At 73.5% G+C, this 23,780-nt stretch carries 26 protein-coding genes and 1 tRNA gene; 17 read left to right on the forward strand and 10 right to left on the reverse strand.

Features of this window, described 5'->3' with window-relative positions; translation table 11 throughout:
* Positions 1–293: 293 nt before the first annotated feature.
* Positions 294–1,457, reverse strand: a complete 1,164-nt coding sequence (locus C2L58_RS28175) for a VanZ family protein (RefSeq protein ID WP_103340694.1) — start codon at positions 1,455–1,457, stop codon at positions 294–296.
* 75 nt (positions 1,458–1,532) lie between these two features.
* Entirely contained in the window at positions 1,533–1,727 is a 195-nt protein-coding gene (locus C2L58_RS28180) for an antitoxin (RefSeq protein WP_103340695.1), read from the reverse strand.
* 321 nt (positions 1,728–2,048) lie between these two features.
* On the opposite strand from C2L58_RS28180, the gene C2L58_RS28185 reads away from it, so the two are divergent.
* The 3 genes from C2L58_RS28185 to C2L58_RS28195 all read left to right on the forward strand — a co-directional run bounded on the left by C2L58_RS28185 (position 2,049) and on the right by C2L58_RS28195 (position 6,195).
* Positions 2,049–3,758, forward strand: a complete 1,710-nt coding sequence (locus C2L58_RS28185; protein ID WP_103340754.1) for a sulfatase-like hydrolase/transferase — start codon at positions 2,049–2,051, stop codon at positions 3,756–3,758.
* A 665-nt stretch (positions 3,759–4,423) separates the two neighbouring features.
* On the forward strand, positions 4,424–5,551 hold the full coding sequence (locus tag C2L58_RS28190) for a S1 family peptidase (protein WP_103340696.1): 1,128 nt from the start codon (positions 4,424–4,426) through the stop codon (positions 5,549–5,551).
* A 101-nt stretch (positions 5,552–5,652) separates the two neighbouring features.
* Positions 5,653–6,195: a dihydrofolate reductase family protein gene (locus tag C2L58_RS28195; RefSeq protein WP_103340697.1), complete on the forward strand. Its 543-nt coding sequence runs from the start codon at positions 5,653–5,655 to the stop codon at positions 6,193–6,195.
* Here C2L58_RS28195 and C2L58_RS28200 read toward each other — a convergent pair.
* From C2L58_RS28200 to C2L58_RS28210, 3 genes are all read right to left on the reverse strand, one after another.
* Complete coding sequence (locus C2L58_RS28200) at positions 6,192–6,782, reverse strand: TetR/AcrR family transcriptional regulator (protein WP_103340698.1); 591 nt, start codon at positions 6,780–6,782, stop codon at positions 6,192–6,194. The two genes, C2L58_RS28195 and C2L58_RS28200, sit on opposite strands and share 4 nt — an antisense overlap.
* A gap of 4 nt (positions 6,783–6,786) precedes the next feature.
* Positions 6,787–7,656, reverse strand: coding sequence for an alpha/beta fold hydrolase (locus C2L58_RS28205; protein ID WP_103340699.1), 870 nt, complete (start codon positions 7,654–7,656; stop codon positions 6,787–6,789).
* A gap of 286 nt (positions 7,657–7,942) precedes the next feature.
* Complete coding sequence (locus C2L58_RS28210; protein WP_233225985.1) at positions 7,943–8,269, reverse strand: YybH family protein; 327 nt, start codon at positions 8,267–8,269, stop codon at positions 7,943–7,945.
* Positions 8,270–8,321: 52 nt separating this feature from the next.
* On the opposite strand from C2L58_RS28210, the gene C2L58_RS28215 reads away from it, so the two are divergent.
* Both C2L58_RS28215 and C2L58_RS28220 read left to right on the forward strand, forming a co-directional pair.
* On the forward strand, positions 8,322–8,978 hold the full coding sequence (locus tag C2L58_RS28215) for a TetR/AcrR family transcriptional regulator (protein WP_103340756.1): 657 nt from the start codon (positions 8,322–8,324) through the stop codon (positions 8,976–8,978).
* A 68-nt stretch (positions 8,979–9,046) separates the two neighbouring features.
* Positions 9,047–9,565 (forward strand): VOC family protein, encoded by a 519-nt coding sequence (locus C2L58_RS28220; protein WP_103340700.1) that lies wholly within the window; start codon positions 9,047–9,049, stop codon positions 9,563–9,565.
* Here the strand turns inward: C2L58_RS28220 and C2L58_RS28225 are convergent.
* Positions 9,562–10,005, reverse strand: coding sequence for a DoxX family protein (locus tag C2L58_RS28225; protein ID WP_103340701.1), 444 nt, complete (start codon positions 10,003–10,005; stop codon positions 9,562–9,564). The genes C2L58_RS28220 and C2L58_RS28225 overlap by 4 nt on opposite strands.
* Before the next feature lie 429 nt (positions 10,006–10,434).
* Here C2L58_RS28225 and C2L58_RS28230 point away from each other — a divergent pair, with 429 nt between their 5' ends.
* From C2L58_RS28230 to C2L58_RS28255, 6 genes are all read left to right on the forward strand, one after another.
* On the forward strand, positions 10,435–11,124 hold the full coding sequence (locus C2L58_RS28230) for a TetR/AcrR family transcriptional regulator (RefSeq protein WP_103340702.1): 690 nt from the start codon (positions 10,435–10,437) through the stop codon (positions 11,122–11,124).
* Positions 11,121–12,224 (forward strand): FAD-dependent oxidoreductase, encoded by a 1,104-nt coding sequence (locus C2L58_RS28235; protein WP_103340703.1) that lies wholly within the window; start codon positions 11,121–11,123, stop codon positions 12,222–12,224. Before C2L58_RS28230 ends, C2L58_RS28235 begins: the two co-directional genes overlap by 4 nt.
* A gap of 26 nt (positions 12,225–12,250) precedes the next feature.
* Positions 12,251–12,913, forward strand: coding sequence for an alpha/beta fold hydrolase (locus tag C2L58_RS28240; RefSeq protein ID WP_103340704.1), 663 nt, complete (start codon positions 12,251–12,253; stop codon positions 12,911–12,913).
* Positions 12,914–12,942: 29 nt separating this feature from the next.
* Entirely contained in the window at positions 12,943–14,208 is a 1,266-nt protein-coding gene (locus C2L58_RS28245) for a PucR family transcriptional regulator (RefSeq protein ID WP_103340705.1), read from the forward strand.
* 104 nt (positions 14,209–14,312) lie between these two features.
* Positions 14,313–14,543, forward strand: coding sequence for a hypothetical protein (locus tag C2L58_RS28250; RefSeq protein WP_199191481.1), 231 nt, complete (start codon positions 14,313–14,315; stop codon positions 14,541–14,543).
* A 48-nt stretch (positions 14,544–14,591) separates the two neighbouring features.
* Complete coding sequence (locus tag C2L58_RS28255; RefSeq protein WP_103340706.1) at positions 14,592–15,215, forward strand: NAD(P)H-dependent oxidoreductase; 624 nt, start codon at positions 14,592–14,594, stop codon at positions 15,213–15,215.
* Here the strand turns inward: C2L58_RS28255 and bla are convergent.
* A complete protein-coding gene (gene bla, locus C2L58_RS28260) occupies positions 15,212–16,129 on the reverse strand; it encodes a class A beta-lactamase (protein WP_103340707.1) in 918 nt (305 codons plus the stop codon). The genes C2L58_RS28255 and bla overlap by 4 nt on opposite strands.
* 111 nt (positions 16,130–16,240) lie before the next feature.
* Between bla and C2L58_RS28265 the strand changes: the two genes are divergently transcribed.
* The gene (locus C2L58_RS28265) at positions 16,241–17,110 is read left to right on the forward strand and encodes a LysR family transcriptional regulator (RefSeq protein ID WP_103340708.1); all 870 of its coding nucleotides are present in this window, start codon (positions 16,241–16,243) and stop codon (positions 17,108–17,110) included.
* Entirely contained in the window at positions 17,107–18,006 is a 900-nt protein-coding gene (locus C2L58_RS28270; RefSeq protein ID WP_103340709.1) for a serine hydrolase, read from the forward strand. The genes C2L58_RS28265 and C2L58_RS28270 overlap by 4 nt, the downstream gene beginning before the upstream one ends.
* Before the next feature lie 443 nt (positions 18,007–18,449).
* Here C2L58_RS28270 and C2L58_RS28275 read toward each other — a convergent pair whose 3' ends face one another.
* Positions 18,450–19,016: a cysteine hydrolase family protein gene (locus C2L58_RS28275; protein ID WP_103340710.1), complete on the reverse strand. Its 567-nt coding sequence runs from the start codon at positions 19,014–19,016 to the stop codon at positions 18,450–18,452.
* A 53-nt stretch (positions 19,017–19,069) separates the two neighbouring features.
* Between C2L58_RS28275 and C2L58_RS28280 the strand changes: the two genes are divergently transcribed.
* Positions 19,070–19,360, forward strand: a complete 291-nt coding sequence (locus C2L58_RS28280) for a hypothetical protein (RefSeq protein ID WP_103340711.1) — start codon at positions 19,070–19,072, stop codon at positions 19,358–19,360.
* Here the strand turns inward: C2L58_RS28280 and C2L58_RS28285 are convergent.
* Together C2L58_RS28285 and selD are read right to left on the reverse strand one after the other, a co-directional pair.
* Positions 19,353–19,568 carry a DUF2795 domain-containing protein gene (locus C2L58_RS28285; protein WP_103340712.1) on the reverse strand — a complete coding sequence of 72 codons (216 nt, stop codon included), beginning with the start codon at positions 19,566–19,568 and terminating at the stop codon, positions 19,353–19,355. The two genes, C2L58_RS28280 and C2L58_RS28285, sit on opposite strands and share 8 nt — an antisense overlap.
* A gap of 58 nt (positions 19,569–19,626) precedes the next feature.
* Positions 19,627–20,619 (reverse strand): selenide, water dikinase SelD, encoded by a 993-nt coding sequence (gene selD, locus C2L58_RS28290; protein ID WP_103340713.1) that lies wholly within the window; start codon positions 20,617–20,619, stop codon positions 19,627–19,629.
* Between the two features lie 54 nt (positions 20,620–20,673).
* On the opposite strand from selD, the gene C2L58_RS28295 reads away from it, so the two are divergent.
* The 3 genes from C2L58_RS28295 (at position 20,674) to C2L58_RS28305 (ending at position 23,766) form a co-directional block, all read left to right on the forward strand.
* A tRNA-Sec gene (locus tag C2L58_RS28295) sits at positions 20,674–20,768 on the forward strand.
* Entirely contained in the window at positions 20,768–22,051 is a 1,284-nt protein-coding gene (selA, locus tag C2L58_RS28300; protein ID WP_103340714.1) for an L-seryl-tRNA(Sec) selenium transferase, read from the forward strand. The genes C2L58_RS28295 and selA overlap by 1 nt, the downstream gene beginning before the upstream one ends.
* Complete coding sequence (locus C2L58_RS28305) at positions 22,042–23,766, forward strand: SelB domain-containing protein (RefSeq protein ID WP_103340715.1); 1,725 nt, start codon at positions 22,042–22,044, stop codon at positions 23,764–23,766. Before selA ends, C2L58_RS28305 begins: the two co-directional genes overlap by 10 nt.
* The last annotated feature ends 14 nt before the right edge of the window (positions 23,767–23,780 follow it).

Consider the following 23,780-nt stretch of genomic DNA (forward strand, 5'->3'; position numbering starts at 1 on the left):
CCTCCGCGGGGAGGCTCTCCCCTTCTTCATGCCCGAAACCGGCCTCGCCGACACGCGTGTCCGAGGTCGTCATGTCGCACCTTGGGAGGTTTCGACCGCTTCGCCGGCGGGGACGCCCGCCGGTTCGCGCGGTTCGAGCGACCAGCCGTCAGCCGGAGGACGCCGCCGGGGCCGCGCTGCGTCGCTGGTCATGAACAACTCCAGGATGGGGAAACCGGGATCCGGGCTGGCGGTTCAACCCCGTCCGGAGGCAATCTACCAGCGCTGCCGGCCCCGGGCAGCACGGTGTCCCCTCACCGTCCTTTAAGGACTTCCTGCGGTGGTGCGGGCGCCGGGACCGGCTCCGCGGCGGCCGGCGGCACGACGGCGACGTTCACGGTGCGGGTCAGCCGCTCGTAGGGCGCCCGGTGCTCGCTGTCCAGCAGCACCGCCAGCGGCGTCCAGACCCCGACGACGAACACCGACGCGGCCAGCGCGACCGGCAGGAGCAGCCGCTCCGGGTGGTGGCCCAGGTCCCAGTGGTCCAGCTCCAGCAGCAGCCAGGTGAGCCACAGCGGCGAGAGCAGGACGCCGTTGCGGACCAGCAGCGCGATCGGTCCGGCCCGGCGGCCGCCGCGGCGCGTCACCCGCAGGAGCATCGCCCGCTTCCCGGGCGTCGACCCGGTCACGGCGGGGAGCACCACGAACCACACGAGGGCGAGGATGACGATCGGCGTGTCACGGTGGCGCAGGTCCTCGCCGAACAGCGTCAGCAGGCCGAAGAGGAACCCGAGCAGCGCGGCGAACCCGAGCAGGTCGGTGGCCAGCGCGAACAGCCGCCGGGTGAAGGTGACCCGGGCGGCGTAGCGCCGGTCGTGCTCGGGTTCGGCCGAGGGCAGCAGGCGGCCGAGCGGGCCGGCCAGCAGCCAGCCGACGACCACACCCGCGGTGTTGAGGATCAGGTCGTCGACGCTGAAGAGCCGGTACGGGCACGGGTAGAGGAACCACAGGCCGGTCAGCTGCGTCAGTTCGAAGAACAGCGACAGGCCGAAGCCGATCAGGGTGGCGGGCACCAGCCGCATGCGCTGGGCGTACCGGACGTAGAACCCCAGCGGCGCCAGCATCACGACGTTGAGCGCGGTGGTCCAGACCGCCGGGTTGTGCAGCAGCGCCCCGGGGCTCCAGTGGCCGCGGGCCCGCTGGGAGATCACCTCGACGAAGTAGAACGGCCGCAACTGCGGAGAACTCGCGTAGGTGTGCCCCGCGCAGTACGCCGGGTCGGCCGGCAGCGGCAGCACCGTCTGCGTCGCGATCGCCAGCAGGTAGTACAGGAACGTGTAGAAGACGAACGTCGGCCACCCGCCGGCGCGGCCGCGGCGGCGGTAGCTGACGAAGGCGGCCGGGAGCATGACGGCCAGCACGAGGAGCGGGAAGAGGAGCAGGGCAGTCCGGACGGGGACGAGATAGGTGGCGACCACGGAGCCGGTGGTACCCAGCCGCGGGGGAAGCGAAGCGTGCTTCCCCCGGACGACTGGGCGCGCACCGGGCCGGGCTTACTGCGGAGGCGCCTCCTGCTGCCCGCCGCCCTGGTTGTGCAGGTAGTCCTTCACCTTGTCCGAGCCCTGGTCGATCTTGTCGGCGTGGTCGCCGAAGCGCTGCTTGGCCGCCTCGGCGGCCTTGTCGACGCCCTGGTCGGCCTGGTCGGGGTGCTTCCCGAGCGCGTCCTTCGCCTTGTCGAACAGATTCATCGTGGGCCTCCATCGGTAAGCCGATCTTCGGACTCCCCGAGGAGAACACCGGCGGCGCGGGCCCGCAACGCTCCTTCCCTCGTCCTGGGGATTCCGGGCGTTTCCGCGGGTGAAAGACGGTGTGCGGGGGTTTGCGGCCTCCGGGCGCGGGTAACGGCGATCCTTTTCGCGAGCGGCGCCGAAGGAGTACCTCCGGCCGCCGGCGGTGTGAGGAGACCGGGGCGCGTGAACCGCGCGCCGCCCCGGCTCGTATAACCGGTGACGATCGCCGCCCCGCCGCACGGGCCGGCGGTCACCGTGTACCACGACGTGAGGCTCGCCATGGTTGGAAACATCGGTCTGCCGCCGGGGCGGCGCGCCCGCCGCACCCCGGTCCCGGGGGTGGCCCTGCCCGACTTCGGGCTGCCCCGGCCCGGACGGCGGCGCCACGTCGTCGCGAGCCGGGTGCTCACCGTGCTGGCCGCGCTGCTCGTGCTGTTCGGGCTCCTCGCCCCGGACGACCTCAGCTCGTTCTCCGCCGCGGCGCTCGTGCGCGTGCCCGTCGAGGGGCTCGTCATCGGGGCGTTCCTGCTGGTCCTGCCGCCGCGGCCGCGGCGCGTCGCCGCCGTGCTCGCCGGGCTGGGGCTCGGGCTGCTCACGCTGATGAAGGCCCTCGACACCGGCTTCTACGCCACCCTCGAGAAGCCGTTCGACCCGATCTACGACTGGAGCTTCTTCCACGCCGGCGTCGAGTTCCTGGCCGGGCAGATCGGGGACGCGGCCACGATCGCCGCGCTGATCGCCGCCGGCCTGCTCGCCGTGGCGGTCATGGTGCTCATGGTCCTCGCGATGCTGCGGCTGAGCCGCGTCGCCGCCGGACGGCGGACCGGCGCGACCCGGGTGGTGGCCGTCCTCGCCGTGGTCTGGATCGTCGCCTCGGTGTTCGGTGTCGAGCTCGCGCCGGGACAGCCGGTCGCCGCGCAGAGCGCCGCCGCGCTGGCCTACGGCGATCTGCGCCAGGTCGGCGCCGACCTGCGGGACCAGCGGCCGTTCGGGGAGGTGGCCGCCGACGACGCGTTCCGGGCCACCCCGGGCGCGCAGCTGCTGAACGGGCTGCGCGGCAAGAACGTCGTGCTGACCTTCGTGGAGAGCTACGGGCGGGTCGCGCTCGACGACCCGGTCATCGGGGCGAAGATCGGCCCGACGCTCGACGCGGGCACCGCCGAGCTGCGCGCGGCGGGCATCGGCGCGAAGAGCGCGTTCCTGTCGTCCTCGACGTTCGGCGGCGGCAGCTGGCTGGCGCACTCGACCGTGCAGTCGGGGATGTGGATCGACAACCAGCAGCGGTACAACGACCTCCTCGCCAGCGACCGGCTGACCCTCGGCGGGGCGTTCCAGCGGGCGGGCTGGCGGACGGTCTGGGACGTGCCCGCGCACACGAAGGACTGGCCGGAAGGGCAGAAGTTCTACCACCCGGACGCCTACTACGACGCCCGTTCCATCGGGTACCACGGGCCGGGCTACGCCTACGCCACCATGCCCGACCAGTTCTCGCTTTCGATGCTGCAGCGCAAGGAGCTCGCGAACGCGGCGAAGCAGCCGGTGATGGCGGAGGTCGACCTCGTCTCCAGCCACGCGCCCTGGTCGCCGCGGCCCTGGCTGGTCGACTGGAACCAGGTCGGCGACGGCTCGGTCTTCAACCCCCAGCCCGCGGCGGGCGAAGCGCCGGAGTCGGTCTGGAAGGACCCGGAGAAGATCCGCGAGGCCTACCGCGACGCGACCGACTACTCCCTGAAGACGGTGATCTCGTTCGTCAAGCAGTACGGCGACGAAAACACGGTCCTGGTGTTCCTCGGTGACCACCAGCCGCCGGTGGTCACCCCGCAGGGCGCGGTCCACGACGTGCCGATCACCATCGTGGCCAAGGACCCGAAGGTCCTCGACCGGATCGCCGGCTGGGGCTGGCAGGACGGCCTCCACCCGGGTGCGCAGGCGCCGATCTGGAAGATGGACTCCTTCCGCGACCGCTTCCTCAACGCCTTCGCCCGCTGACCGTCCTCTTCGGACGCTCCCGGTGCGCGCGGGGTGAGGCCGGCCCGGATGGAGCAGTGGGGTGACTTTCCGCTGCGGGAATTCACTGGCCCGATGAATTGCCGGTAGTTCTCGCGCACTTCTGCCCTCGGGATGTCGGGTTCTCGACGGGTGAGGAATGGTCGTGCGAAGGAAATGCGCGGTTTTCGCGATCGCGGTGTTGTCCCTGTTCGGTCTGTCGGCCGGGCCGGGCCGGCGGCCGGTCTTCCGGTGCCCTGCGGAACCACCCGGCCGTCGTTTCCCGATGGCCGGGCGGCGTCGTGCCCGGATTCCGGCGTCGCTTTCCACCGCTGCGGTGCGCCGGACGGGAGTCTGCCGGGCACGTCCGGTGCCCGGCAGACTCCCGTCTGGGCTCGTGGCCTCGAAGCCGTGTTCTACTTGGTTCAGACCTTTTTGCAACGCCGCGAAGAAGGGGTGGTGAGACGGCGCGGGCGGGCCTGTCGGCCGGTCCGCGCCTCGGTCGTGCGCGTCGAAAGCCTTGCGTGACAAGCAGTCTACAAAGTCCATAGTGGAGGGATCGCGCGGAGTTCCGGACAGAAGACCGGACAAATCTGGACCCGGCGCGGGTCGCGACCGCACACTCGGCGGACGGTGTGTTTCTTTCCCCCGGCCTTGGAGGAGTTCCCATGCGTCGAAGAATCGCCCTGGCTCTCGGCGGCGCCGCCGTCCTCACCGCGTCACTCGCCTCCGCCTCCCTCACCCCCGCGGCCGCCCAGGCCTCGCCCGGCCTGATCGCCGCCATGCAGCGGGACTTCGGGCTCACCGCCGCCCAGGCGTCGGCCCGGCTCACCCAGGAAATGACGGCCACCCGGGTGCTGCCCGGTGCGCAACGGGCCGCCGGCGCCGCGTTCGGCGGTGCCTGGTTCGACCCCGCCCGGGGCAAGCTGGTCGTCGGGGTGACCGACCCGGGCGCGGCCGCCGCCGTCCGGCAGGCCGGGGCCGAACCCGTGGCCGCCTCGACCAGCGCGGCGAAGCTCGACGCCGCGAAGGCCGCGATCGACGCCTCGGCCAAGGCGGCACCCGCCCCGGCCGCGGTCAGCGGCTGGCGCGCCGACCCGCGCGCGGGCAGCGTCGTGGTCACCGTGCGACCGGGCGCGCGCGGCGCCGACGTCGACGCCTTCCTGGTCCGGGCGGCCCAGGCCGGCCCGGTCACGGTGGCGACCGCGCCGGCCGCCGAGCCCTTCTCGGCCGGCACCGTCGGCGGCGACCCGTACTACATCAACGGCAACACCCGCTGCTCGATCGGCTTCTCCGTGCAGGGCGGCTTCGTCAGCGCCGGGCACTGCGGTGGCGCGGGCAGCTCGGTCGTCGGCTGGGACGGCTCGTGGATGGGCACCTTCGCCGGCTCCTCCTTCCCGGGCAACGACTATTCGTTCATCCGCATCGGCGGCGGCTGGTGGACCGCGCCGGTCGTGCTCGGCTGGGGCACGGTGAGCGACGCGCTCGTCCGCGGGTCCTGGGTCGCGCCGGTCGGCACGTCGGTGTGCCGCTCGGGCTCGACCACGCACTGGCACTGCGGCACGGTGCTGGGCCAGAACGAGACCGTCAACTACGCCCAGGGCGCGGTCTACCAGATGACCCGCACCAACGTCTGCGCCGAGCCCGGCGACTCCGGCGGCTCGTTCATCACCGGTGACCAGGCCCAGGGCGTCACCTCCGGGGGCTGGGGCAACTGCGGTTCCGGTGGCGAGACGTGGTTCCAGCCGGTCAACGAGATCCTGCAGACCTACGGCGTGTCGCTCGTGACGGCGTAGGAAGTTCCTCCGGCGGCGGCCGATGAATCCGGCGGCCGCCGCCGGTAGGTACCGGTGCGGCCGCGCCACCGGGGCGCGGCGACCAGGCACCGGGAGCAACCATGAGCGTGATCGTCGTCGAGTTCATCACCCTGGACGGCGTCGTCGAGGACCCGGACGGCTCCGGCGGCACACCCGCCGGCGGCTGGGCGTTCCGGCACGGGCGGGAGGCGGTGTCCGGGGACAAGTTCCGGCTCGGCGCCCTGCTCGACACCGGCGTCCTCCTGTTCGGCCGGACCACGTGGGAGCTGTTCGCGAAGCTCTGGCCCGGCCGCACGGGCGAGTTCGCCGACCGGCTCAACGCCGCGGCGAAGCTGGTCGCGTCGCGGACCTTCCACGAGGTGTCTGCGTGGCAGAACTCCGCGCTGCTGCAAGGAGAACTCGCCGACGCGGTCGAGCGGGAAGAACGGGACGTGATCGTCATCGGTTCGGTCGAGGTGGCGAAGCAGCTCGCCCGGCACGGGCTCGTCGACGAGTACCGCCTGCTCGTCTTCCCGAGCGTGGCGGGCGCGGGCCGGCGGCTCTTCGACGACGTCGTGCACTTCGAACTGGTCTCCACCACCCAGGTGGGGCCCGCGAACCTGAGCACCTACCGGACGCGCTAGGTCCGCAGGAGGCTCCCGAGCCACCCGCCGAGGACCTGCTGGACTTCGGCGCGCGTCCGCGCCGGGTCGTCGGCCGCGGCGATCATGCGGGCCGCCTCCATGACCGCGCTGAGCACCAGCTGTGCCAGGGCGTGGACGGGCATGTCGACGATTTGCCCGTCCGCCCTGGCCTGCGTCAGCACGGCGACGAGCAGGCCGAGGCCGTACTCCGCCTCGATCTCGCGCCAGACGTCCCAGCCGAGCACGGCGGGCGCGTCGGTGAGCGAAATCCGGCGGACCTCCTCGCGCAGGCAGGCGTCGAGGAAAACCCCGAGACCCTGCAGCATGCCGGCGAGCGGGTCCGGGCAGGCGGCGAACGCCGTCCGCACCTCTTCGGTCAGCTCGCGTTCCAGGTCCTCGACCACGGCGCGGAACAAGCCCTGCTTGTCGGCGTAGTGGTGGTACAGCGCGCCGCGGGTCACGCCGGCGGCGCGGGTGATCTCGTCGGCCGGCACGGCCTGGTAGCCGCGGGCGGCGAACAGTTCGCGCGCGGCGGCGACCAAGGCGGCCTTCGTGCCGGCGGAACGGTCCTGCTGGGTACGTCGCACCCGCCTAATCTGCCATGGCGCCCGCGAACTCGACGACGTGGCGGGCCAGCACCGCGGGCTGGTCCTCGGACAGGAAGGTGTAGGAGTCCGGCACCTCGACGAGTTTCGCGTCCGGCAGCAGCGCGGCGAGCCGGTGGGCCAGCCGGATCGGGAACAGCTTGTCCTCCGGTGCCCACGCGAGCAGCACCGGCCGGTCGAACGTCCGCAGGGCTTCGGCGGCGGCCAGCGTGTGCCGCGGGTGCACCTCCCGCAGCAGCTTGCGCAGGTCGCGCCGCACCCCGGCGGACTTCCGCAGCGGCGAGAGGTAAGCCTGCGCGACCGCGTCCGGCAGTGGCCGCTTGACGACCCGGCCGAAGAGGATCGGCAGCGGGTACAGCGCGCGGATCCGCAGCAGCTGCCCGAGCACCGCCATCGACCCGGGGATCCGGGCGAGCGGCGGCAGCGCCTTGAAGATCGGCGGGAAGAAGTATTCGAAGCAGTCGGACGGCGTGAGCACGACCCGCCCGACCCGCTCGGGACGGCGGCTGAGCAGGATCTGCGTCAACGCGCCGCCGGTGTCGTTCGCGACGAGCGTGACGTCCCGCAGGTCGAGCGCGTCGAGGAAGTCCGCGATGAGTTCGGCGTTGCCGGTGGGGGAGAGGTCGGCGCCGGGGTGCATCGGGAGCTCGTGCGAGCCGAGCGGCAGATCCGGCGCCAGGCACCGGAACCCGGCCGCGGCGACGTCGGGAACGACCTTCCGCCACAGCTCGGCGTTCGTCAGCACCCCGTGCACGAACACCACCGGCGCTCCCGTGCCCCGCTCGCAGTACCGCACCTCGCCGGCGGGCAGCCGGACGCGGTGCTCCTGACCGAGAGACTCACTGCGCCTCGTCATGCGGCCAGGTTACATACATGGCGTATGTATGTAAATGTGACAGCGATTCATGGGAAGCCGGAACACGGCTAGCAGAGAGCTGGTGGTGGGAGAGCGGCACGATCCGCTGAGTGAAGCGGTGGTGCCCCGGGACTTGGCTTCGGGGAAAGGTCGGATCCGGGGGCACCACCGTCCGCGGGACAGCTGACACGGTGTCCTGCGGTGGACTCACCTTACGAACCGCCCGGGGCCCTGACCAGGGCCTCGATGCGGTGTCGAAGGTTTGTCGCCCGGTCGGTCGGCGGGCCTACCGAGAGTGGGTCCCGGTGAACCCCGCTTCGGGCGCGGGCTCGTCCGGGGGCCGGTCGGCGTGGCGGTGGACGATCTTCCACTCGCCGTTCTCGCGCCGGTACACGTGGGTGGCGCGCAGGGTGTACGTCGTCGGCGTGCCGTTGAGCGACACCGTGTTGTGCTCGAAGCCGATGGTGTAGGCGAGGTCGCCGCTCGCGCCGGCCGCGATGACCTCGAAGCGGTATTCGCGCGAGTCGGAGAACTGGGCCGCGACGCGCTTGAAGGCCGCGCTGACGTCGGCCCAGCCGGTGCGGATCGGCAGCCAGGCCCCGAACAGGCTCACCGGGTCAGCCTGTGACCACAGGGTGGCGCGCGGTTCCTGTTCACCCTCGTGGATGGCCCGTTCGGCGGCGGTCTGCCGCGGCAGCACGTCGGCGAGGAACGCGTCGAGCCGGCGCCGGGAGCAGGCGAAAGAGAACCGGCGGCGGATCCTGGACGCGGCCCACGCCCTGTTCGTCACGCGCGGTTACGGCCGGACGACCATCGCCGACGTCGCCGCGGAGGCCGGGGTCGCCCCGGAGACGGTCTACTCGGCGTTCAAGAACAAGCCCGCGCTGCTGCACCGCGCGTGGGACGTGGCCGTGGGCGGGGACGACCAGGACGTGCCGCTGCTGGAGCGCCCCGAACTGCGGGCCGTCTTCGCCGAGCCCGACCTGCGGACCCGGTTCGCCGCGTTCGCCGTCTTCAACACGGCGGTGATGCGGCGGACCGCGAAGCTGCACCTGGCCGTGCGCGGCGCGGCGGCGAGTGAACCCGCGGCGGCGGTGATGCTCGAGGAGATCGACCGGCAGCGGCTGGCGGCGATGGCCGAGCACGCCAGGGCCGCCGCGGGCACCGGGCGGCTGGGGGTGTCCGAAGCCGAATGCCGGGACGTGCTGTGGTCCACGACGGACGGCACGCTGTGGCACCAGTTCGTCGAGCGGCGTGAGTGGTCCGACGAGCGCTACGCGGCTTGGCTCGGCCGGCTGTGGGGCGCGGTCCTGGTGGGTTGACCCGTGCTGAACACGCGCTTAACATTAAGTTGAAACTTCAATCGAACTGCGCGCAGCACGGAGCCCCGATGTCGATCTTCCGCCTGAACCACGCCGTGCTCTACGTCCGGGACCTGGCCGAAAGCGTGGCGTTCTACCGGGACGTGCTCGGCTTCGGGTACATCGACGGCGGCGACGCGCACCGGGGTGCGGCGTTCCTGCGGGCACCCGGGTCGGCCAACGACCACGACCTCGGCCTCTTCGAGATCGGCGCGGCCGCGGCGGATTCCGGGGCCGGGCGGACGTCGGTGGGGCTCTACCACCTCGCCTGGGAGGCCGACACCCTCGGGGACCTCGAGCGGCTCGCCGCCCGGCTCACCGAAGCGGGCGCGCTGGTCGGCTCGGCCGACCACGGAACCACGAAATCCTTGTACGCCAAGGATCCCAGTGGGCTGGAGTTCGAGGTCGTCTGGATCATCCCCCGCGAGCTGCTGACCGACGAAGACCGCGCGAAGGGCGCGTCGACCGGGCACCTGGACCTCGCGCGGGAACTGGCGAAGTACGGTCCCGACGCGCGCAGCGGCGTCGGGATCTCCCGCACCTCCTAGACGTTCTGGACCTTCTGGACCGTGGCGCGCTCCGGTGCCGGCTCGGAAGACCGCTGCCGGACCGAAAGGTTGCCGAGCGCGAAGCGGCCCGCGCCGACGAACGCGATGAGCAGCAGCGACCAGCAGAACAGCACGGCCGCTTCGCCGCCGTTCTGGATCGGGAACAGGCCGGTCGGCAGGTGGACGACGAAGTACGCGTAGGCCATCGAGCCGGAGCCGATCACCGCGGCGACCCGGGTGCCGAGCCCGACGCAGACGAGTACGCCGCACACGAGCTGGATGACCGCGGCCCACCAGCCGGGCCAGGACCCGACGGCGGCGGCGGACTTCGCGCCGAACAGGCCGAAGAGCGTCTTGAGGCCGTGGCAGGCGAAGAGGAAGCCGACGATGATGCGGTAGAGCCCGAGGACGTGTTCGCGGGCCGGGTCCAGGCGGTGCATGGTGCCTCCGGGGAGCGGGGAGAGAGCAGCGGCGAACCGGCCGGTGGTGCGGCCGGCCGCGGTCGAATTCCGGTCACCCAGATATACCGGTCGTGGAGAGTTGCCACAAGCGCCAAATGTCGTGTAAGCGCGTTTCAAAAATGTTAACTCGCTGGTCGTCGCGGTACCGCTGCCTTGTGGCGCAACGGAAAGCCGCCGTACGGGTGATCTTTCCCCAGTGGTCTGGACCGCGGAATAATCCGGCGCGCTCTTTCGGGATTATTTTCGAGTCTTTCGATGTGGCTGCTTAACAGTCGACTTAACAAAATGGTGGATCCGAATGTCGTATGCCACGCACCCGAATGATGTGTTGATTCCCGGGATGCCGAGTCGGACGAACGCGTTCGCGACGAACTTGCTCGTAACGAACATGTTCGTTACGGTGAGGGCATGACTCCGGGAAGCACCTACAACCGCCGGGAGCGCCCGGCGAAACCCGCGTTGACGCGCGAGGGCATCGTGGCGACCGCGGTCGCGGTGATGCGCGCCGAAGGCGTCGAGCGCGTCACCATGCGCCGGCTGGCCAAGGAGCTCGACACCGGGCCGGCGTCGCTCTACGTCTACGTCAAGGACACCGAGGAACTGCACGCCGCGGTGCTCGACGAGCTGCTCGCCGAGGTCGGCCCGGCCGGCGAGGGCGACTGGCGCGAACGCCTGTGGGCGGTGCTGGACTCCTACCGCGCGGTGCTGTTCGCGCACCCCACCCTGGCCAGGGTCGCGCTGGTGACCCGGCTGAGCGGCCCGCACTACCTCGCGCTCGTCGAGGCCGTGCTCGCGCTGCTCGACGAGGGCGGCGTGGCGCCGGGGCAGGCCGCGTGGGCGGTCGACGTCCTGCTGCTGACCGCGACGGCGACGGCCGTCGAACACGGCACCCGCCGGGAGAAACCCGGCGCCGCCCGTGAACACGAGGAGATGACCGAGTCCCTGGCGGGTGTTTCGCCGCGGACCCACCCGCACATCGCCGCGCTCGGCCCCGATCTGGTGTCCGGGCCCGGCCCCGCCCGCGCGAGGTGGGCGTTCGACGCGCTGCTGAACGGTGCGCTCGCCACCCCGCGCCCCGGACCCGGGGAGACCCGATGAGCCCCTCCGTCACGATCGTCGGCGGTGGGCTGGGCGGCCTCACGCTGGCCCGGATCCTGCACACGCGCGGGATCCCGGCGGCCGTCTGCGAACTCGAAACCGGGCCGGCCGCCCGAGACCAGGGCGGCACGCTCGACCTCCACGAGGAATCCGGTCAGCGGGCGCTCGCCGAAGCCGGGCTGACGGCGGAGTTCCGCGCCGTCGTCCGCGAAGAGGGCGAGGCGCTGCGCATCCTCGACCGCCACGGTGCCGTCCGGTTCGAAGATGGCGCGGGCGAGGGCGGCGGGACGCGGCCGGAGGTCGACCGCGGCGAGCTCAAGCGGATCCTGGCCGGGTCGCTCCCGGAGGGCGTGGTCCGCTGGGGCGCCAAGGTGACCGCCGTGTCGCCGGGGAAGGTCACCTTGGCCACCGGCGACGTCCTGGAAGCGGACCTGGTGGTCGGCGCGGACGGCGCCTGGTCGAAGGTGCGGCCGGTGCTGTCCGGCGCCGTGCCGCGCTACTCCGGGCTGTCCTTCGTGGAGGCCCGGCTGTCCGACGTGGACGTCCGGCACCCGGCGGTGGCCGCGCTGGTCGGGCCGGGTTCGATGTTCGCGCTCGCCGAAGGGAAGGGGCTGATCGCCCAGCGCACCGGCGGCGGCCGGATCCGGGTGTACGCCGCGGTCCGCACGGAGGACGCCGATGCCGTCACCGGGCTGGCCGAGCGGGACCGGCTGCTCGACGCCTTCGCCGGCTTCGCCCCCGGCCTGCGGGCGCTCGTCGCGGACAGCGAGGGTCCCCTGCTCCCGCGGCCGATCCACGCCCTGCCGGTCGGGCACCGCTGGGCGCGGGTGCCGGGGGTGACGCTGCTCGGCGACGCCGCGCACGTCATGTCGCCCTTCGCCGGCGAGGGCGCGAACCTCGCCATGCTCGACGCCACCGAGCTGGCCCTCGCGCTGGCGGACCACGACGACGTCGAAAGCGCTCTCTCGGCCTACGAAACCGCCATGTTCCCCCGGGCGGAAGCAGCCGCCCGGGACTCCGCGGACAACCTCGAAGCGTGCTTCGCCGCCGGCGCGCCCGACGCGATGGTCGAGCAGATGACGCGCTTCGCCACGCGGTAATGACAGGACTGACGGAAGGAAAGCCCATGGATTTCGACCTCCTGGACACCGGCGGCGGCGACCGCGCCGTGCTGGTCCTCCACGGTGGCGCCGGACCCCGCAGCGTCACCTCGATCGTCGAGCACTTCGCGCCGCGCGCCCGGGTGCTGGCGCCGACGCACCCGGGCTGGTCGGGCACCCCGCGCCCGGCCGCGTTCACCGGCGTCGACGACCTCGCCCTGGCCTACCTCGACCTCCTCGACGACGAAGACCTGGCGGACGTCGTCGTGGTGGGCAGTTCGTTCGGCGGCTGGGTCGCGGCCGAACTGGCGGTGCGGGACCGCGGCCGCCGCCTCGGCCGGCTCGTCCTGCTCGACGCCATCGGCCCGGAGATCGCGGGCCGGCCGGTGCGGCTGCCGCAGCCGCCGCCCGGGGCGCCGGGCCCGGACCCGGCCGATCTGGCCGCGATGCGGACCTACGCCGGTCCGGACCTCGCCGACCCGAAGCTGCTGCGCCGCCTCGCCCGGGTCCGGCTCCCGGCCCTGCTGATCTGGGGCGAAGACGACGTCGTCGTCCCGCCGGCGTTCGGCAAGGCGTACGCGGCCGCGTTCGCCGACGCGCGGTTCGAGGTGGTGGCGGGCGCCGGGCACCAGCCGGCGCTGCAGGCTCCGGAAAGGACGTTCGACTTGATCGACGAGTTCCTCGCCTAGCTTGAGGTGTCACCCCCTAAGGTGGCTCCATGGTGGACGAAGAAGCCGTCTCGGAGCGCATCCGGCAGATCGCCGCCACCCTCGAGGGCCGCGCGGGCGAACTCACCGGCGAGCTGGTCCAGCTGTACGCCACCGATCTGCCGCAGCTGGTCAACGACGACGAGCGCATGGTGAGCCTGCTGTCGGCGAGCGTGTACCAGAACATCGAGACCGCGCTGCAGATCTTCCGGCACGGCATCGACCCGGCCGGCGTCGAGCCGCCGGCCGCGGCGGTCGAGTACGCGCGCCGGCTGGCGCAGCGCGGCACCCCGGTGTTCGACCTGATCCGGGCGTACGACCTCGGGCAGGCCGCGATGCTCGACTTCGGGTTCCAGGAGTGCATCCGGCTGGTCGACGACGCGGCCCTGCTCGGCGCCATGATGCGCCGGCTGCTGCGGGTCGCCTACGAGTTCATCACCCGGGTCGTCCGCCAGCTCGTCGGCATCTACCAGGACGAACGCGACCGCTGGCTGCTCAACCGCAGTGCCGCGCGGGCGGCGAAGGTGGCGGACCTGCTCGACGGGAACGGCGAGCCGCCCGACGTCGACGCCGCGGAGGCGGTGATCGGCTACCGCCTGCGCGGCACGCACGTGGGCATGATCGTCTGGCACGCCTCGGAGGCCTTCGTCGACGACGCGCTGTCGTTGCTGGAGTCGGTCGCGGGCGCGGTGTTCGAACGCGTCCACGGGCAGGGCCGTCCGCTGTTCGTGCCGCGTGACGAGGCCAGCGCGTGGGTGTGGCTGCCGCTCGCGCCGGGCGCGACGATCGGCCGGGCCCCCCTCGACGCGGCGCTCGCCGAAGCCGAAGCCGGCGTGCGGGTGACCGTCGGCGACCCGGGCACCGGGGTCGCCGGCTTCCGCGACACCCACCAGCAGGCCCGCCGGGTGCACGCGCTGGCGCTGGCCGCCGGGGAGCACTGCGACCGCGTGCTGACCTTCCGGGAGGTCGGCACGGTGGCGCTGATGACGAGCGACCTGAACGCGGCCCGCCTGTGGGTCGCGAGCACGCTCGGGCCGCTGGCCGCCGACGACGAGAACGGCAGCCGGTTGCGCGAGACGCTGCGGGTGTTCCTGACGACCGGCGGCAGCTACACGGCGGCGGCCGCGGAGCTGACGATGCACAAGAACTCGGTGCAGTACCGCGTCCGCAAGGCGCAGGAGCTGCTGCCGCGCGGCCTCGGGGAGGACCGGCTGGACGTCGAGCTGGCGCTCGCCCTGTGCCGCCGGCTGGGCTCGGCGGTGCTTTCCCCGGCGTGACTTTGGTGTCCCGGACCACCGGTGCCCAAGATCGTTGGGTCGCGGGCACGAAGCCTTGATCCGCCTTTTGGCCTAGTTTTCCGGCTATGGGTGAGAACGGTGGAATGCTCGCGTTGGTGCGGCTACGCCGAGGCGTCGTCGGCGAAAGCAGACGCGTCTGCCACCTGATCCCGGTGCCCGCCGGCCCGGTGCCGGAGCACTTGACGGCTTTGTGCGGCGAGGCGATCTTCCCGGGCGAAGCCGAGGTGCTCGACGGGCTGTGCGGCATGCCGTGCCACGCGTGCCTGGTGCGCAGCGCCCCTTCGGGACAGGGCTTCCTGGCCAACGCGGGCTGAGGTGTTCGCGGGCTCGGCCGCGGGCCGCCGTGGCAGGATGGCGCGATCATGGGGATCGACGACAAGCCGGTGGTGGTGCTGCTCGCCCACCCGCGACCCGGCAGCTTCAACCACGCGCTCGCCTCGCGAGTGGTCGCCGCGCTGGACCGGGCCGGGGTGCCGGTGCGGTTCCACGACCTGTACGCCGAAGGCTTCGACCCGGTCCTGACCGCGGAAGAGGCCTACACCAGCGGGACCCGGGCGGAGGAGTTCCTCGCCGCCGAACCGGACCCGCTGGTGCGGCGGCACCGGGAAGAACTGGGGACCGCGGGCGGGCTCGTCGCGATCCACCCGAACTGGTGGGGCAAGCCGCCGGCGATCCTCAGCGGCTGGCTCGACCGGATCCTCGTCCCCGGCGTGGCCTACCGGCTCGACGACGCCGGCGGCGCGCCCGAGTCGCTGCTGTCCCTGCGGCGGGTGCTGGTGGTCAACACGTCGGACACCCCGGAGGAGCGGGAGCGGACGCTGTTCGGCGACCCGCTGGACGCGATCTGGCGGCGCTGCCTCGCGCCCTACCTGGGGGAGCCGGAGGTGCACCGGCTGGTGCTGCGGGTGGTGGCCGACGCCGGCGCGGCGCAGCGGGCCGCGTGGCTCGACGACGTCTCCTCGGAGGTGCGGCGCCTCTTCGGTTAGCTCCGGAAGGCGTCGAGGGCCAGCTTCGCGGCCTGCGCGATGAGCCGGTCGTCGTGGTCGGCCTTCTCGGCCTGGCGGCTGGACATGACGATCAGCACGATCGCCGCCCGCTCCGGCGGCCAGACGACCGCGATGTCGTTGCGCGTGGCGTAACTGCCGGTCCCGGTCTTGTCGGCGACCGCCCAGCCGGCCGGCGCGCCCGCCCGGATCAGGGCCGCGCCGGTCGTGTTGGCGCGCATCATGTCCGTGAGCACGGTCTGCTTCTCCGGCGGCAGCGCCGGGCCGAGGGCGAAGGCACGCAGGCTGCCGGCCATCGCGCGCGGGGTGCTCGTGTCCCGGACGTCGCCCGGCGCGAGATCGTTGAGGCCCGGTTCGATCCGGTCGACGTGGGTGGTCGTGTCGCCGACCCCGCGCAGTGCGGCCGCGAGCCCGGCCGGGCCGCCGAGCTCGCGGAACAGCAGGTTCGCGGCCGTGTTGTCGCTGTAGCGCAGGGCGGCGTCGATCGCCTCGCGCAGCGACAGGCCGGTGGTGACGTGCTTCTCGGTGACGGGGGAGTTCGGCTGCAGGTCGGCGCGGGTGTAGGTCAGCTTCTTCGCGAGCCCGTCGAGGCCGGTGCGCTGGAGGACGGCCCCGGCGGAGAACGCCTTGTGCGTCGAGGCGTAGCCGAAGCGCTCGTCGGCGCGGTGGGCGATCTCGCGGCCGGAGCCGGTGTCGAGGGCGTACACGCCGAGGCGGGCGTCGAAGTTGCGTTCGAGCGGGGCGAAATCCGGCTGCGGTGCTGCTGCCACTTCCGTCGCCGGTGCCGTCGCCGGTGCCGGTGGCGGTGCCGGCTTGGGTGCTTCCGCGGTGCAGGCGGCCAGCGGAACGAGGAGCAGCGCGGCGAGCGCGGCCCGCCGGGCTCGGGGGAACGGCACGAGGGCTTCCTTCCGGTCTTCTTGATCGTCCTCCGCAGTCTCACGACGTTCGTTCATGCTGTCCAAGACGGAACTGTGCGGTTTGATGCCGAACCGGCATAAGATGAGGTCGTGGACCTGGTCGGCGGCTGCAGGGCGTTCGTGAGCGTGAGCGAGACGGGGAGTTTCACGGCCGGCGCGGCGCTCGCGCGGATCCCGCAGCCGGTCGCCAGCCGGCGCATCGCCGCGCTCGAACGCCACTTCGGCGAGCGGCTCTTCGACCGCTCGACCCGCCGGGCGCGGCTCACACCGTTCGGCCGGGACGTGCTGCCCTCGGCCCGCCGGCTGGTGCAGCTGGCCGAGGCGATGGAGCACGACGCGAAGCGGGCCCGGCTGCGGCCGGTGCGGGTGGCCGTGCCGGCGACGTGCGGGGTGCGGGAGCTCGCCGCGCTCGCCGCCGAAGCCCGGGCACAGGAAATCCACCTCGAGTTCCGCGCGGCGGGGCCGGGGGAGCGGGCCGAGCTCGTCCGCACGAACGAGGTGCGGGCCGCGCTCACGGCGGTCCCGGCCGAGGAAGCCGTGTGGTCGGTGCCGCTGGGGGTCGCCGGCGTGGCGCCCTTGCCGGGCCGGGTCGTGCACCTGGAGACGCTGCGGGTGGGCCGGTCCACCGGCGTGCGGCGCCGGGTCTGGATCCAGCCGGAGGACGACGTCCCGCACGTCCGCGACCGGGTGCTGCGGGTGCGGGACGCGGTGGGGCTGTCCCCGGCCCAGGTGGCGGTGGCCGATTCACTGACGTCGGCGGCCGCGGAGGTGTTCGCGTCCGAGGACCTGCTGCTGTGCTCGGTGGCCCAGGCGGAGGAGCTGGGGCTGTCCTGGCGCCCGATCGGCGAGCTGGCGCCGGCCCGCGGCTTCGCCGTCACGGCGGCACTGGCCGAGGACGCGGACCGCCTCCGGACGACGTTGCGCGCGGCGGTCGGCCGGTGCCTCGGAGCCGGCCGGTGACCGCCTCGCTGCTCCGCGACCTGCGCGCGGCCCTGGACGAGGGCGGCCTGCGCGGCTCGTTCCTGGTCCGCGACCTGCGCTCGGGCGCCGAGCTCGGCATCGACCCGGACCGCGAGTACCCGATCGCCTCCCTGGTCAAGGTCCCCCTGGCGGCGGTCACCCTGGACCGCATCCGCCGGGGCGAGCTCGACGCGGCCACCCAGCTGGAGGTCCCACCCGGCGGCGTCACGACACCGGGCCCGACCGGCCTGACCCGCTTCCGCCACCCGGCGCGCGTGGCTGTCGGCGACTTGGTGTATCTGAGCACGTCCCTGAGCGACGGGACGGCCGCGGACGTCCTGTTCGGACTGACGCCGCCGCCGGAGATCACGCGGATGCTGGTGGAGTGGGGCCTTCCCGGGATCGCGGTGCGCCACCTCATGCGCGACCTGGTGCAGACCCCGGCCGAGCGGTTCGACGCGGCCGAGGCGGACTTGGCCCACGCGCTGGCCATCGGCGCGTCGACGGCGGGCCAGGGCCACCGCCTCCCGCAGCTCGACGTGACACGCGCGAACTCGGCGTCGGCCCGGGCGCTGCTCTCACTGCTGGAGGCGCTGTGGACCCCGTCGAAGATCGACCCGGCGGTGGCCGCGGGCGTGCGCGAGCTGATGGCGAACAACGTGATCCGCCACCGGCTGACCCCCGAGTTCGCTTCCGACGCGGCCCGGTGGTCGTCGAAGACGGGGACGTTGCTGAACTTGCGCCACGAGATGGGCGTGGTCGAGCACGCGGACGGCGGGGTGTTCGCGGTGGTGGCGCTGACGGAGTCGAGGGTGCCGGCGGCGGTCCAGCCGGAGGCGGAGGTCCTGATGACCCGGGTGGCGCGCGCCTTGCGCGACGAGTTGCGCGGCGGCTGAGGAAGGTCCGGGGTGAGCGCGGCTTCGAGCCGACCGCCGGGCCGCCCGGCGGACGCTCGCGAGCGCACCGCCCAGCCCCGCCATGGCTGGGCCTGACGCACCTTCACCCGCCGAGCACCCGGCTTGGGCGCAGCTTCGCTGCTCCGGCCGGGCTGCGACGGCGCTGACCGCCCGGCTTGGGCGCAACTTCGCCGCCCGGCCGCGCTCCGAAGGCGCCGATCACCCGGCCTGGGAGCAGCTTTGCCGCCCTGCCGCGCTCCGAAGCCATCGACTCGGTCCGGGCGCCGCCCAGCTGTCCCGGCCGCGCTCCCATGCCGCCGACCATCCGGCCCGGGAGCAACCTTGCCGCCCCGGCCGCGCGCCCTGAAGCTGCCGACCGCCCGGCCCGGGAGCACCCTCGCCGACCAGCCGCGCCCCGAAACCCGCCAACCGGAATCCGCCGCTCAGGCTGGTGCCTTCACCCCGAACTCCACCTCGGCCGTCTCCACTGTCCCGGCCGTCCGGCCCGGTGCGGTCTGGTACTTCCAATACAGGTTCGTGTGCGCGATGACCTGCCCGGGCGGCGGGGCCCCATAAGCCGTCAGGTCCTCCGTCGAGTGTGCGTCCGCCACCAGCGTCACGTCATAACCCCGGGCAAGTGCGCCATGCAACGTCGAGCGGATGCAGGCGTCCGTCTGCGCGCCGGCCACCACCAGGGATCCCACGCCGCGGTCCGCCAGCACCTCCTCGAGGTCCGTGTCCTCGAAGGAGTCGCCGTACTCCTTGTGCACCAGGGGTTCCTTCTCCGCGCGCACCAGCTCCGGTACGTACTCCCAAGTCTGGCTCCCGCGCGGCAGCTCGCCGCTGGTGTGCTGCACCCACACCACCTCGGTGCCGGCGGCGCGGGCGCGGTCCACCAGCGTGACGATGTTGGCCAGGACGGTTTCGCGTTCGTGTGCCGTCTCCATCACGCCGTTCTGCACGTCGATGACGAGCAGGGCAGTGTTCCGACGGCCGGTCAGTGTGGTCATGACGCCACCCTAGCCACCGGTACCGACAATTTCCGCGAAGTAGCATGCCCGGCATGGACTACGGGATGCTCTTGTTCGGTGTCGTCGTGCTGGTCGCCGTCGTCGAGCTGGCGTCGTCCTCGACGGAGCGCAAGCTCGGGCGGGTCGACCGGCGGCTCGCGCGGGTGGAGCGGAAGCTCGACGCGATCGCCGATCGGCTCGGCGTGTCCACCGAGGAGCCGGAACTCGCCGAGGTGAGCGCGTTGCTGCGGCAGGGCAAGAAGATCCAGGCGATCAAGGCCTACCGCGAGCGCACCGGCGCCGACCTCAAGGAGGCCCGGGACGCCGTGGAGCGGCTCATCTAGGTGCCCCGCCGATGTGCTTGGCCGACACCGCTTCCCACACCGCGTCGAAGTCGTCGTACCGGTCGCTGTCCGGCAACCCGCCGAGCGACCCCAGCACCGAATCGCCGCCGCCCGCCGCGGCTGCGCGGCGCAGGAGCTCGTCGCGGCCGCAGGGGTACTCGGTCTCGGACAGGTGCTGCTCGAGGCTGGTCCGGTCCGGAGCGGGCATGGAACACCTCCTGATCGTTTCTCCTGCCCCGCGTACCCGGGCAGCCCGGCAGGGAAACTCAGCCGACGACGATCGTGTGTTCCGACCGCGGCTCCAGGGACCCGATCACCGGGTGACCCGGCAGCTCCCCGGCGACCAGCAGGCCACCGGACGTCTGCGCGTCGGCCAGCAGCAGCGCCTCGTCGGCCGAGATGCGGGACAGCTCGGCGTGCGGGCGGACCCAGTCGAGGTTCCGCCGGGTGCCGCCGCTGACGTACCCGTCGCGCAACGCCTCCCGCGCACCCTCGAGGTACGGCACCGCCGCCGGGTCCAGCCGGGCCGTCACGCCGCTCGCGCGCGCCAGCTTGTGCAGGTGGCCCAGCAGGCCGAACCCCGTCACGTCGGTGGCGCACACGGCCCCGGCGGCCAGCGCGGCCCGGCTCGCGCCCGCGTTCAGCTTCGTCATCGCATCGATGGCCTGCGGGAACCGTTCGCCGGTGGCCTTGTGCCGCGAGTTGAGCACGCCGATGCCGAGCGGTTTGGTCAGCGTCAACGGCACGCCCGCCCGGCCCGCGTCGTTGCGCAGCAGCCGCGCGGGGTCCGCGATGCCGGTCACCGCGAGCCCGTACTTCGGCTCCGGGTCGTCGATGCTGTGCCCGCCGGCCAGGTGGCACCCCGCCTCGGCGCAGACGTCGAGGCCGCCGCGCAGGACCTCGGCGGCCAGCTCGAACGGCAGCGTCTCCCGCGGCCAGCCGAGCAGGTTCACCGCCACCACCGGCGTGCCGCCCATGGCGTAGACGTCGGACAGCGCGTTGGCGGCCGCGATCCGGCCCCAGTAGTAGGCGTCGTCGACGACCGGGGTGAAGAAGTCCGTGGTGGCGATCAGCGCGGTGCCGCCGGAGATCCGGACCGCGGCCGCGTCGTCGCCGGTGTCCAGGCCGACGAGCAGCTCGCCCGGGGGATCGACGGGCACGGCGCCGGTCAGGCCGGCCACGGCCGCTTCCAGCTCGCCGGGCGGGATCTTGCACGCGCACCCGCCGCCGTGCGCGTACTGCGTCAGTCGGTAACCCACCGGTTCATCGTGCCCGCCGGGCGCGAACTTGGCAGGATGACCCCCATGGTGCAGGGAGGCGTATCCGGCCTGGTGACCGGCGCGGTCTTCAAAACCGTCGAACGGCAGGTTCTGCCGCTGGCGGGTTCGATTCCCGTCCGCCTCCGCCATGCCTGACCCGCGCCGCGCGGTCCCGCGGACCGACGCGGTCCTGGCCGAGCCCCGGATCGCCAAGGCCGCCGGGACGCTCGGCCGGGACCTGGTCAAAGCGGTGGTCAACGACGTCCAGCAGGCGGTGCGGGCGGGGGAGATCGCCCCCGCCGACGTCGTCGACACCGTGCTGGCCCGGCTCCCGGCGGGCGCCTCCTCGCTGCGGCCGGTGATCAACGCGACCGGCGTCGTCGTGCACACCAACCTCGGCCGCGCCCCGCTTTCGGCGGCCGCGCGCGACGCCGTCGTCGCGGCCGCCGGCGCCACCGACGTCGAATTCGACCTCGCGACCGGCGAGCGGGCCCGCCGCGGCCGCGGCGCCCTCGCGGCGCTGCGGGCGGCCGTGCCGGACGCCGGTGCGGTGCACGTGGTCAACAACAACGCGGCCGCCCTGCTGCTCTGCGCGCTCGCGCTGGCCCCGGGCCGGGAGATCGTCGTCAGCCGGGGCGAGCTGGTCGAGATCGGCGACGGCTTCCGGATCCCGGACCTGCTGGAATCGGCCGGCGCGCGGCTGCGCGAGGTCGGGACCACGAACCGGACGTCGGCGCGGGACTACGCCGCGGCGATCGGCCCGGACACCGGGTTCGTGCTCAAGGTGCACCCGTCGAACTACCGCGTCACCGGGTTCACCGCGGAAGCGGCGCTGGGCGAGCTGGCCGGGCTCGGCGTGCCGCTGGTCGCCGACATCGGCTCCGGCCTGCTGGCTCCGCACCCGCTCCTGCCGGCCGAACCGGACGCGGCGAGCGCGCTGCGGGCGGGCGCCACGATCGTCACCGCGAGCGGGGACAAGCTGCTCGGCGGTCCGCAGGCCGGCCTGCTGCTCGGCGACGCGGACGTCGTCGAACGGCTGCGGCGGCACCCGGCCGCGCGGGCCCTGCGCGTCGACAAGCTCACCCTCGCCGCCCTCGAAGCGACGCTGCGTGGGCCGCAACCCCCGGTGCGGGCCGCGCTCGACGTGTCCGTCGCGAGCTTGACCGAACGCGCCGAAGCGCTGGTCAAGTCCCTCGAGAACGCCGATGCCGAGGTGGTCGCGTCGGTGGCGGCCGTCGGCGGCGGGGGAGCGCCGGGCGTCGAACTGCCCAGCGCCGCGGTGAGCCTGCCCGCCCGGTACGCGGCCGCGCTGCGCACGGGCGAACCCGCCGTCGCCGGCCGGGTCGTCAAGGACCGCTGCCTGCTCGACCTGCGGACCGTGCGGCCGGAAGAGGACGACCGGCTGCGGGAAGCCGTCCGCCGATGCGGGTGATCGTCACCGCCGGGCACGTCGACCACGGGAAGTCCACGCTGGTGCGGCGGCTGACCGGGATGGAACCGGACCGGTGGGCCGAGGAACGCCGCCGCGGCCTCACCATCGACCTCGGCTTCGCGTGGACCCGGATCGGCGCCGAGGACGTCGCGTTCGTGGACGTGCCGGGCCACGAGCGGTTCGTGCCGAACATGCTCGCCGGCGCCGGGCCGGCCCCGGCGGTGCTGTTCGTCGTCGCCGCGGACGAGGGCTGGATGCCGCAGTCGGCCGAACACCTCGCGGCCTTGGACGCGTTCGGCGTCCGCCGCGGGCTGCTGGTCGTCACCAAGGCCGACCGCGCCGACCCGGCCGCCGCGACGGCCGTCGCGCTGGGGGAGATCGCCGCGACCTCGCTCGGGGCCGTCCCGAGCGTCGCCGTCAGCGGCACCACGGGCGCGGGCCTGGCCGGCCTGCGCACGGCGATCGGGGAGCTCACCGCCGGGCTGCCGGCGCCCGATCCGGACGCCGACGTGCGGCTGTGGATCGACCGGGCCTTCACGGTTTCGGGGGCCGGCACGGTCGTCACGGGCACGCTGGCCGCCGGCACGATCGCCGCCGGCGACGAGTTCCTGCTGGGTTCGGCGCGGGTGAAGATCCGCGCCCTGCAGGCTCTCGGCGAACCCCGCGACCGGGTCGGCGCGGTGGCCCGGGTCGCGGTGAACCTGCGCGGCACCCCGCGCGGTGACGTCCGCCGCGGCGACGTCCTGCTCACCCCGGGCCGGTGGCGCACCACGGCCGAGTTCGACGTCCGGCTGCGCGGCGCGGCCGCCGCGGACCTGCACCGCGAACTGGTGCTGCACCTGGGCACGGCGGCCGTGCCGGTCCGGGTCCGTCCACTCGGGACGGACACCGCGCGGCTCACCACGGCCACCGCGCTGCCGTTGCGCACCGGCGACCGCGGCCTGGTGCGCGATCCCGGCGAGCACCGGATCGCCGCCGGGTTCGACGTCCTCGACGTCGACCCGCCCGCCCTGTCCCGCCGCGGCGCGGCGCGGGCCCGCGGCCGCGAGCTGGCCGAACCCGACCTCGCCCGGGTTTACCTGCGCCGCAAGGGTTTCGTGCGTGCGGCGGACTTCACGGCGATGGGCCTGCCCGCGACGGGGGAGCGGCTGGGCGAGTGGTACGCGGACGACGATCGGCTCGCGGCGTCGCGCACGCAGGCGGCCGAAGTCGTCGGCGCGTGGGACAGCACGGCCGCGGGCGTTCCGGTGGAGGCGTTGCGGCAGCGGCTCGGGCTGCCCGCCCCGGAGCTGGTCGTCCCCGTGGTGCGGGGCACCGGCTTCGAGGTGGCGGGCGGCCTGGTCCGCCGGCCCGGCGCCGGGCTCGCCCCCGCCGTCGAGAAGGCCCTGGAAACGGTGGCGAAACGGCTCGCCGAGCACCCCTTCCGCGCGCCCGAGGCGGACGAGCTGCGCGCACTGGGCCTCGGCCGGCGCGAGCTGGCGGCGGCGGTCCGCCTCGGCCGGTTGACCGCGCTCGCCGAGGGGGTCGTGCTCGGCCCGGACGTGGCGGAGCGGGCGGTGGAGGAGCTGCGCCGGGTGCCCCAGCCGTTCACGGTTTCCGAGGCGCGCAAGGCCCTCGACAGCACCCGCCGGGTGATGATCCCGCTGCTGGAACGCCTCGACGCCGCCGGGCGGACCGAGCCCCTCGGCGACGGCACCCGCCGCACGAGGGACTAGCACCGCAACGGCGA

The organism is Amycolatopsis sp. CA-126428, assembly GCF_002904335.1.
Classification (GTDB): domain Bacteria; phylum Actinomycetota; class Actinomycetes; order Mycobacteriales; family Pseudonocardiaceae; genus Amycolatopsis.

What these genes read in the sequence shown, in the direction of transcription:
- C2L58_RS28220 (WP_103340700.1), top strand. Translation starts at nt 9,047, where the DNA reads ATGTCGATCTTCCGCCTGAACCACGCCGTGCTCTACGTCCGGGACCTG.
- C2L58_RS28195 (WP_103340697.1), top strand. Translation starts at nt 5,653, where the DNA reads ATGAGCGTGATCGTCGTCGAGTTCATCACCCTGGACGGCGTCGTCGAG.
- C2L58_RS28305 (WP_103340715.1), top strand. Translation starts at nt 22,042, where the DNA reads ATGCGGGTGATCGTCACCGCCGGGCACGTCGACCACGGGAAGTCCACG.
- C2L58_RS28185 (WP_103340754.1), top strand. Translation starts at nt 2,049, where the DNA reads ATGGTTGGAAACATCGGTCTGCCGCCGGGGCGGCGCGCCCGCCGCACC.
- C2L58_RS28245 (WP_103340705.1), top strand. Translation starts at nt 12,943, where the DNA reads ATGGTGGACGAAGAAGCCGTCTCGGAGCGCATCCGGCAGATCGCCGCC.
- C2L58_RS28230 (WP_103340702.1), top strand. Translation starts at nt 10,435, where the DNA reads ATGACTCCGGGAAGCACCTACAACCGCCGGGAGCGCCCGGCGAAACCC.
- selA (WP_103340714.1), top strand. Translation starts at nt 20,768, where the DNA reads ATGCCTGACCCGCGCCGCGCGGTCCCGCGGACCGACGCGGTCCTGGCC.
- C2L58_RS28255 (WP_103340706.1), top strand. Translation starts at nt 14,592, where the DNA reads ATGGGGATCGACGACAAGCCGGTGGTGGTGCTGCTCGCCCACCCGCGA.
- C2L58_RS28225 (WP_103340701.1), bottom strand. Translation starts at nt 10,005, where the DNA reads ATGCACCGCCTGGACCCGGCCCGCGAACACGTCCTCGGGCTCTACCGC.
- C2L58_RS28215 (WP_103340756.1), top strand. Translation starts at nt 8,322, where the DNA reads ATGGCCCGTTCGGCGGCGGTCTGCCGCGGCAGCACGTCGGCGAGGAAC.
- C2L58_RS28180 (WP_103340695.1), bottom strand. Translation starts at nt 1,727, where the DNA reads ATGAATCTGTTCGACAAGGCGAAGGACGCGCTCGGGAAGCACCCCGAC.
- C2L58_RS28250 (WP_199191481.1), top strand. Translation starts at nt 14,313, where the DNA reads ATGCTCGCGTTGGTGCGGCTACGCCGAGGCGTCGTCGGCGAAAGCAGA.
- C2L58_RS28280 (WP_103340711.1), top strand. Translation starts at nt 19,070, where the DNA reads ATGGACTACGGGATGCTCTTGTTCGGTGTCGTCGTGCTGGTCGCCGTC.
- C2L58_RS28190 (WP_103340696.1), top strand. Translation starts at nt 4,424, where the DNA reads ATGCGTCGAAGAATCGCCCTGGCTCTCGGCGGCGCCGCCGTCCTCACC.
- C2L58_RS28235 (WP_103340703.1), top strand. Translation starts at nt 11,121, where the DNA reads ATGAGCCCCTCCGTCACGATCGTCGGCGGTGGGCTGGGCGGCCTCACG.
- C2L58_RS28275 (WP_103340710.1), bottom strand. Translation starts at nt 19,016, where the DNA reads ATGACCACACTGACCGGCCGTCGGAACACTGCCCTGCTCGTCATCGAC.
- C2L58_RS28205 (WP_103340699.1), bottom strand. Translation starts at nt 7,656, where the DNA reads ATGACGAGGCGCAGTGAGTCTCTCGGTCAGGAGCACCGCGTCCGGCTG.
- C2L58_RS28240 (WP_103340704.1), top strand. Translation starts at nt 12,251, where the DNA reads ATGGATTTCGACCTCCTGGACACCGGCGGCGGCGACCGCGCCGTGCTG.
- C2L58_RS28285 (WP_103340712.1), bottom strand. Translation starts at nt 19,568, where the DNA reads ATGCCCGCTCCGGACCGGACCAGCCTCGAGCAGCACCTGTCCGAGACC.